This window comes from Okeania sp. SIO2B9, from assembly GCF_010672505.1.
GTDB lineage: Bacteria > Cyanobacteriota > Cyanobacteriia > Cyanobacteriales > Microcoleaceae > Okeania > Okeania hirsuta.
On the sequence record NZ_JAAHGK010000384.1, the window covers coordinates 1 to 5,875 of the forward strand.

Sequence of the window (5,875 nt, forward strand, 5' to 3'; positions counted from 1 at the left end):
GTCGAAGAAAGTTGTAGAATTAACCAATGTAAATGTATCGGATAAAACATCTGCTAATATTTCTAAAATAGGATCGTCTAAGACATCACTGGAAAGAGACACAAAAGAAAAATCATTTACAGAGTCAAAACCAAATTCTGGAGCTAGAGTTTCTTCTGTCAAAAAATTGAAGTCAAATGTTATAACATCTCCTGCTTTTGCCAGAAAAGTTTGCTTGATCGCAGACCCTTGAGCAACGAATTCAACATCTGGTGATAAGTCTGTTAGACTGTATGGATCTAACCCTAAAAAATCTTCAATCTCATCAGTAGGGACAGCAAGTGTATCATTAATAATTAACCCATTAGAATCACCACTTGAGGCTGGAGTACTAGACTCAAGACTCTGTCTCTGTTGTATTGTATTCTGTTGTATTGTATTCTGTTGTGTCGTAGCAGCACCGAGAATACTCCAACCATTGAAACCATCTTCAAAATCACCATTCTGTATTCCATATACAGGTTCTGCTGAGGGTGTGGGAGTAGGTGTAGGTGAGGGAACAAAACCACCAACAAACTCACCACCAACATCTTCTATAAGTTCGCGGTGTTCTACAACTGGAGTAAACCAGGAGACATCACCAAATTCACCAGCGAAACTCGTACCCCCAGAATGAACTCCTGCAATTAATAACTCGCCATCTACTTCTACCAGAAGGGGAGCACCACTATCCCCAGGAGCAGTAGTTCCTTCATTTTCTAGGGGCGAAGAACTACTACCAAAACTGGATAAAGTGTTATTGTTATCAGTTCCATCATCAAAGTCAAGGTTAAAAATGTTTGAGCCAAAGATATCATTAAATGCTGGATTAAAACCGCCATCAAACAGGTCGATTGTATTTTCAGCAGCCAAACGCAGGCCATCTTTGTTAGTATCACCTCCATCGCTACCTAAACCAACATCACCGAAACCAACTATAGTTGCTTCTTTGCCAATGAGGTCTTCAGGGTTGTAACCAAATAACCTTAGAGGATCGATTGAGTCTGGAGCATCTTCGGCAAGTTCAAGTATAGCAATATCTGTACCATCCAATAGAGCAAAGGTATCATCTTGGAAGATGTCAGTTACGGCAATATCTGCTAAAACACTGTTTTCTGCATCGTCACTGCGAAATGATACACTCAAATCTTCAGGCCAAAAATCCTGAACGCAATGCTGGGCAGTGAGTACATAGTTACTTGCAATTAATGAACCAGTACAAGCACTAATGAAATCATTTTCAAATTCATCGAAAAATAAAATATCGGTGACAGATGTCAAAGGAGCACCTAAGGCTTGAGCAGTCTCTTCTCCCGCATCATCATTAATTACTATACTTCGTACTGATGTTTGAATGCTCTGGCTGGCCACTAAACCAAGTATGCAACTAAGCCCTATTTTGCTAGTTTTTTTTATTTTAAAAGATTTGAGTATGGAATGATTGAATTTTGCTTTTAGTTTGTTATTTTTTGATAAATGAAGACCCATTGCCTAATTCCTCTAGATGATGAATGACATCGAGTTCAGACTAAGTTTGTCTAACCCAATTGACTTTTTCTTAATAGTATAGCAATTCTAACAAAGTAGGGTAATGGATTTTATATTATTCTTAAAATGTATAAAAAACTGAAGATTTGTTTTTAAGAAAATAGAGAATATACAGAGAATAAAAAATCAAATTTCTTCATCAAAGTTTCATTATAGCTTCATCAAAACTTCATATAAGTTTATAGTGCTTTTCACTTGAGTGAAGCAAATGATTTCTCCTCTATGCCTTCTGGAATCTACCTCTAAGGTCTCTTTGCTTTATCTAAATTAAAACTGCTGTAACTTGCATAGGTAGTTAAGTAGCACTCTCTGTGTATCTACGGAGGAGCAGTCTATTTTCTAGGCGTTGGTAAATCAAGAGATGAAACTTTAACAGTAGTCTGTTTCTGATACCTCTAAATATTTTACCAAAGTAAGTGATGGGTATCACCCCTAGTGCCGCTACGCGGAAGTCAAAAGTCAAAAGTCATGCATCGAGTGTGTAATTCTGAGGGGACCTCAGAATGTAAGACACACTCAAGACAGTTAAAAGTATTGATTGGTAAGGCTTTTAGGATTTTGTAACTGGTTAGTTATTTCTGCCATCCTGCACTAGTAGAAAATCATCTTACCAATTACCAACGCCATTTTCTATGATGCTGAAACGTGCCTGTTAATATTGATGATTAATCAAGCAGAAAAAAACCATACTTTGGCGTTGGTAAAGCGCGTGTATGATATTCATCTTAAATTCTTTAGGAGTCAACCCACCCCTGCCCCTCACAGGAGGAGATGTCAGTCGGACTTCCTCAGGAGAGAAGAAAGAATCAGAAACCCCGAGTAGAAGGAGAAAGTTTTTTGGTGGCGTTAAAGGTCACTGAGTTCTATCGCCTTCTTCTGCGGACATCATATCATACCTCTTTTCACCAACGCCCATACTTTTTGCTGACAAAAAATTTTTGAATTAGTAGTCAGTAATCAGTAGTCAATAGTCAGTAGAAATGAGAATAGGGTCGATGGGAATTCTCACCCCACTAACCCCATTGATATCCTCTGTAAGGTAATGTATTCAACCAATAAGGGAAAAGATAATAATCTTTTTTTCTGTTTTTACATCTAGTTAGTAAAAAAGATGTAACATATTATACTATCTTCTCCATTAATTATCGGTTGTAAAGTTGAGTAATTTGTAGTAAGCGATCGCTCAATTCTTGACTCAAAAGCTCTGAAGTGGTATAGCGCCAGCGCCAGTTACCAGGAGTAACACTAGGGTCATTCATGCGAGCGCCGTTATCTAAGGAAAGAACATCTTGGAGAGGGAATATTGCCATATCAGCAACGGAAGCAGAAGCTAAACGCATGAGCGACCAACTGATTTCATGGATGTCGCTATCACTAGCATAACCCAAATATTTAGCAACGTGCTGTCTTACTTCCTGAGGAGCTTGTAACCACCAACCGACAGTAGTATCGTTATCGTGAGTACCCGTATAGACTATGCAGTTGTTAATATAACTATGAGGTAAGTAGGGATGATCTGCCTCACCACCAAAAGCAAACAATAATATTCGCATTCCCGGGAATTCAAAGCGATCGCGCATTGCTTCTACTTCTGGAGTAATAATTCCTAAGTCTTCTGCCAAGATCGGTAGAGTTCCTAGAGCTTCCTGTAATTTGGAAAATAATTTGTACCCTGGTGCTTTTACCCATTCGCCATTAATAGCATTATCTTCCCCTGCGGGTACTCGCCAGAAAGCTTCAAAACCACGGAAATGATCGACGCGCACAACATCCACATATTGTAGAGTTGCCCTAAATCTTTCGATCCACCAAGTAAAGTTAGTATTGATTAAGTTTTCCCAGTTATAGACAGGATTTCCCCATAACTGCCCCGTTGCACTAAAATAGTCTGGTGGTACTCCTGCTTTCCATGCGGGTTCTAAAGTTTCTGGGTTAAGGTCAAAGTTTTCTGGGTGACTCCAAACCTCTGCGCTATGATGACAGACATAAATCGAAACGTCACCAATAATTTTGATATTTTTCCCGTGGCAGTATCTGCGGACTTTTGTCCATTGTTCAAAAAACTGAAATTGCAAGAACTTATGATATTCAATACTATCGTGTAATAGACTTGTTGCTATTTTTACTGCACCTGGTTCTCGACGAGCTAAACCTGGTTCCCATTGATTCCATGTTTTATCTGGATTGGCCTCATGCAAAGCCATAAATAGAGCATAGTCATCCAGCCAATATGATTGTTGTTGGGAAAAAATTTCGTATTCTGGAGGGATAGCTTGTTTGAAGCGATCGTAAGCTTGCTGGAAATATTTAGTTTTGTGGGGAATAACTTCTGCAAAGTTGACTCTAGCGTATGCTGGGTCACTTTCTGATGGTAGAGGTGTGAGTTCATCAGGATTTAATAGTCCTTTCTCTGCCAATATATCCAGACTAATTAACAGAGGATTTCCCGCAAAGGCGCTGAAATTCATGGTATAGGGCGAATGTTCATAACCTGTTGGGCCTAGAGGTAATACTTGCCAGATTTTTTGTCCACTTCTGGCCAGAAAATCAATAAACTCATAAGCTGATTTGCCTAAATCCCCGATGCCGAATCTACTGGGTAAACTTGTAGGGTGTAGTATGATGCCACTTGCACGTTCAAAAGTCATAGTATTTATAAGTCAAAAGTCAAAAGTTAAAAGTCAAAAGTCAAAAGTTAGATAAATTAATAGTTTCTACACTATAATTTCTTTGACTTTCTGCTTTGTAAGATATTACCAGATACGAAATTTTAAATTACCATCTATTGGGCTAAATTTATAGATTTTATAATTCGTTTAGAATTCTAATAAGGGTTATTAATTATTTTAACTATTCAAGATATGACTTCTAATTTTCACAGAGGTACATTATACTCCCAGATTTTTTGTTGCCTAAAATTTTCAACTTTGTACTTCATTCAATTAAGAAATAGAATATTTATATTTAGAGTATTTTCAATTAACCTTTTAAAAAAAATCAATTATTTTTATCGAAAATTAACCTGTTTTTAACCAGGTTTTAACTACTTAATTTATCTAACTTTTGACTTTTAATCTTTAATTAGTAAAAGTGCTAGTATATCAAAGAAAAATTATTAGGAATATGGTCTATGAGTTTGAAGTTGTATTTTATCCGACATGGAGAGACTACATACAGTAAAACTGGCGGTTACTGTGGTATTTTAGACCCATAATTGACTCCAGAATGGTTAGAAATGGCAGAACAATTTGCTAAAACTCATAGCTCATTAAATTGGACTGCCGCCTATGTTAGCCCGAAGAAAAGAACAATTGCTACTGCAAAACCTTTGTGTAATACAGTAGGATTAGAAATGCAAATACGGGATGGTTTGAAAGAAATTGCTTACGGAAAATGGGAAGGAGAAACTCCAGAAACAGTTAATCGCGACTACCATGATGAATATGTTCGTTGGTTAACAGATCCTGGTTGGAATGGACCTACTGGTGGAGAAAAAGGTATAGATATTGCTCGTCGCTCTTCTCAAGTAATTCAAGAAATTCAAGACAACCATGAAACAGGTAATGTATTAGTTGTGTCTCATAAAGCAACCATTAGAATTATGCTTTGTGATTTATTAGGAATTGATATTGGCAGGTATCGCGATCGCATTGCGATGTTGGTTGGTGGAGTAAGTATTTTAGAAATGGGTGATCATGGTCCATTGCTACATTGTTTATCAGACCGTTGTTATCTTGACGAAAAATTACGGTCTTTACAGGGTACTTAAGATAATTTGGTAATAGACATATCCAGAAAAGAGGGAGTAGGGAGTAGGGAGTAGGGAACTCACCCCTAACCCCTCCCAGGAGGGGAAATAATTGATGATTTATGTACGATAATTGATTTTATTTTTGATGATTGGATATTTATAATTAGGAGATAACTAGGTTTTTTGAATAGTTGAATACCTTTTCACTAGATCTATACATCAAACAAAATTTTCCTATAATTGAGTATCCTTGAGAATCGAATTTTAAGTTGATTTTTTACTCTCTTTCTTTTGTGTTTCTTGGTGTAGCAGTCGAAGCAAAAATTAGGACATACTAAAAGCTAAAAACTCAGAAAACGCTAAATTTTTCCTTCTCTGGTAGATAATATGAAATACGTTAATGTTTCCTACCACAAATTGATGGGGAGATAGGAGTAGGGGAGTGGAGAAATACCCGCGCTCTGTTTGCGTAGTGCTATGGATTCGGGATTTTTTACAAATCAATTCAGATTTGCTATATAATATAAAAATGTGTATTTTCTGAAGATCGAAATTTAA

4 protein-coding genes are annotated in these 5,875 nt (G+C 37.0%); 2 read left to right on the plus strand and 2 right to left on the minus strand.

From position 1 onward, the window contains the following. A partial coding sequence (locus tag F6K13_RS15005) for a trypsin-like serine protease (RefSeq protein WP_287287761.1) occupies positions 1-1,389 on the minus strand: 1,389 nt, incomplete at its 3' end. 890 nt (positions 1,390-2,279) lie between these two features. Here F6K13_RS15005 and F6K13_RS15010 point away from each other — a divergent pair. Then, positions 2,280-2,426 carry a hypothetical protein gene (locus F6K13_RS15010; protein WP_161564316.1) on the plus strand — a complete coding sequence of 49 codons (147 nt, stop codon included), beginning with the start codon at positions 2,280-2,282 and terminating at the stop codon, positions 2,424-2,426. Positions 2,427-2,708: 282 nt separating this feature from the next. Here F6K13_RS15010 and malQ read toward each other — a convergent pair whose 3' ends face one another. Next, the gene (gene malQ / locus F6K13_RS15015; protein ID WP_124143111.1) at positions 2,709-4,214 is read right to left on the minus strand and encodes a 4-alpha-glucanotransferase; all 1,506 of its coding nucleotides are present in this window, start codon (positions 4,212-4,214) and stop codon (positions 2,709-2,711) included. A 566-nt stretch (positions 4,215-4,780) separates the two neighbouring features. On the opposite strand from malQ, the gene F6K13_RS15020 reads away from it, so the two are divergent. Continuing rightward, on the plus strand, positions 4,781-5,335 hold the full coding sequence (locus F6K13_RS15020) for a histidine phosphatase family protein (protein WP_240038762.1): 555 nt from the start codon (positions 4,781-4,783) through the stop codon (positions 5,333-5,335). Positions 5,336-5,875: the final 540 nt, after the last annotated feature.

Coding starts and splice junctions, on each gene's coding strand:
- F6K13_RS15010 (WP_161564316.1), top strand. CDS start 2,280: ATGATATTCATCTTAAATTCTTTAGGAGTCAACCCACCCCTGCCCCTC.
- malQ (WP_124143111.1), bottom strand. CDS start 4,214: ATGACTTTTGAACGTGCAAGTGGCATCATACTACACCCTACAAGTTTA.